Below are 2,463 nucleotides of genomic sequence, written 5' to 3' on the forward strand. Positions count from 1 at the left end.
GGGAGCCCGCGACGGCGTTTATAAACGCCGTCGCGGCGAGGCTGGGGAGGTGTGAGGCGCGGGGCGGGACGCAAAGGGGCGGGGCTTTGGAGACATCCTCCGTCAATCTGTGGTCAATCAGTTATAAGCGAGCGGCTGTGGCTTTGGACGTGTTCACCGCCGATCTGTGATCACTCATTTATAAGCGAGTGCCTGGGTATTCGCGCGTATTCACCGACGCTCCGCAGACAACTCCCCTTATAAATAAACGCTCACGTCTCGACGGTCTAGTCGCTCGTCACGCCGCTCAGAGGACGAACTGCACGGCGGTGTAGATACCGAATCCGAGCCCCAGCGACCCCACGAGCGAACCGATCCACGCGAGCACCGTGTACCCCATTTTCGCCCGGCTCACCCCCGCGTCGCCGGCGGCGTAGCCCGCGCCGACGATCGCGGAGACGATGATCTCGTTGAACGAGACCGGGATCCCGAACGCGACCGCGGTCTGCGCGATCGCGAACGAGGGGATGAGCGCGGAGATCGATCGCCGCGGTCCCATCGAGGCGTAGTCCTGCGCGATCGCCTTGATCATCCGCGACGCGCCGGTCCACGAACCGGCCAGCAGGCCGACGCCGCCACCCACGAGCAGCGCCCACAGGGGGATGCCGGCCTCGCCGACGAACAGGGGCACGAGCGGCCCGATCGCGAGCCCGACCTGCGACCCGCCGGCGGAGAACGCGACGAGGCCGCCCATCGCCAGCAGGAACCGCCGCTGGGCCCCGGTGCGGTCGCGGCCGAGGTCGAGGTACACCGCGACGGTGACGACCGCCGCGACCGCGGCCGTAACGAGGGGTGTACCGATCGAGCCGACCCCGAGTCCGGGGCCGATCGCCTGCGAGAGCGACGCCTGCTCGCCCGGGGGGCCCAACAGCGCGAACCCGACGTTCGCGACGATCGCGCCGACGACCCCCGCGAGCGCTGCGGTGAGCGGCCGCTGGGGGAGGCGGTCGCCGATCAGCGACCGCGCCACGACGTAGGCGATGCCGCCGCCGACAAACGGGGTGAGCACCCACAGCGTGACGATCTCCCTGTACTTCGGCCACGCGGGGTCCCCGCCCATCGCGAGGCCGACGCCGACCACCGCGCCGGTGACGGTGAACGCGGTCGCGATCGGGTACCCCACGAACACGCCGATCGCGACGAGCGCGGCCGCGGTGAGCAGCGCGACGATGGCCGCGCCGGCCGTGAGGGTGACGCCGCCGATCAGTTCGGTACCGACCGCCTCGGTCACGTTCGCGCCCTGTAACACCGCGCCGAGAAGCCCCAAGACACCCACGATCAGCCCGGCGCGCATCACGGAGATCGCGTTCGCGCCGACCGCCGGCGCGAACGGGGTCGACCCCGACGAGCCGGCGCCGATCGACCACGCCATGAACATGCTCGCCGCGCCGGCGACGCCGAGGGTGAGAACGGTGGCGACGACCATTACTGCTGGCCGTCCTCGTACCCTTCGCGGAGCCCGCTCACCGTGCGCCGGACAAGCAGGAACCCGAAGAAGAAGAGGCCGAGCAGACCGACGAGAATGATGACAAACAGCGGTTCTACCGAGAGCATACACTCGAATCCGTCGGCACGGTGTTATGCGTTTCGGCAGCCGCCGCCGCCGCCGGACGGTGACTAAAAGACGCTTTTGTCCCTAAGCTAAGTATAAGCTGTCCCCGGCGTGAGATACGGACGCGGCCCCCGCTTCGGCCCTCTCCCCCGCGATCGCTCCGCGTCGAGCGGACCGGTCCGACGACGACCACTCCTCGCCCTTACGGCTCGATACGGAACGTCTCGAAGACCTCGCCCTCGGGCGTGATGAGCCGCCCGTTGAGCGCGGTCTCACCGCGCTCGCTCTCACCGCTTTCACTCGCCGGCTCCAGCTCGGCGTGCGCCGGCCGGTTCCCCCGCGGCTGCGCGTGGCTCCCGGGGTTCAAAATCGGGAGCCCGCCCGAGTCGTCGAACCTCGGGCGGTGGCTGTGGCCGTAGATCACGGCGTCGGCGTCGCGCTCCCGACCGAGCATGACCAGCCCCGTGTCCCCGCTGCGGTGGCGGTGGGTGACCGCGAACCGGACGCCCGCGTACTCGACCGTGCGGACCTCGGGGAGCCGGTCGCGGATCGCGGCGTCGGCGTTGTTGCCGTACACGGCGCGAAGCCTCCGGGCCGCGGACTCGAAGGCGTCGAGCACCGGCTCGCGGCAGAAGTCGCCCGCGTGAATCACGAGGTCGGCCTCGCGGACCGCCTCTGCGGTCCGTCCCTGCAGCTTCGACTCCCCGCGCGAGTGGGTGTCCGAGACGACGACGAGCATACTGACGGTCGGTGCGCGCTCGGCTTAAAAAACGCGCCACTGGACAGCGGGTTCTATTTATAAATGAAGCGAGCGGCGGCGGCGCGCTCCGGTGAGCGAGCCGAAGGCTCGCGAATCCGAGCCCGAGGGAGTC

General features: G+C 69.6%; 2 protein-coding genes and 1 pseudogene. All 3 read right to left on the reverse strand.

Annotated elements, in window-relative coordinates:
- Window positions 1-286 precede the first annotated feature (286 nt).
- Entirely contained in the window at window positions 287-1,465 is a 1,179-nt protein-coding gene (locus N5096_RS14080; protein ID WP_267665445.1) for an inorganic phosphate transporter, read from the reverse strand.
- Window positions 1,465-1,596, reverse strand: a pseudogene (locus N5096_RS14085) (DUF7859 family protein); the annotation flags it as partial. The gene N5096_RS14080 and the pseudogene N5096_RS14085, both read right to left, overlap by 1 nt.
- Before the next feature lie 197 nt (window positions 1,597-1,793).
- A complete protein-coding gene (locus N5096_RS14090; RefSeq protein WP_267665447.1) occupies window positions 1,794-2,330 on the reverse strand; it encodes a metallophosphoesterase in 537 nt (178 codons plus the stop codon).
- Window positions 2,331-2,463 lie beyond the last annotated feature (133 nt).

Origin of the sequence: Halorubrum yunnanense (genome assembly GCF_026586675.1) — an archaeon.
GTDB lineage: Archaea > Halobacteriota > Halobacteria > Halobacteriales > Haloferacaceae > Halorubrum > Halorubrum yunnanense.

Excerpts from the sequence above, each read along its gene's own strand:
- N5096_RS14080 (WP_267665445.1), bottom strand. The coding sequence starts at position 1,465 with ATGGTCGTCGCCACCGTTCTCACCCTCGGCGTCGCCGGCGCGGCGAGC.
- N5096_RS14090 (WP_267665447.1), bottom strand. The coding sequence starts at position 2,330 with ATGCTCGTCGTCGTCTCGGACACCCACTCGCGCGGGGAGTCGAAGCTG.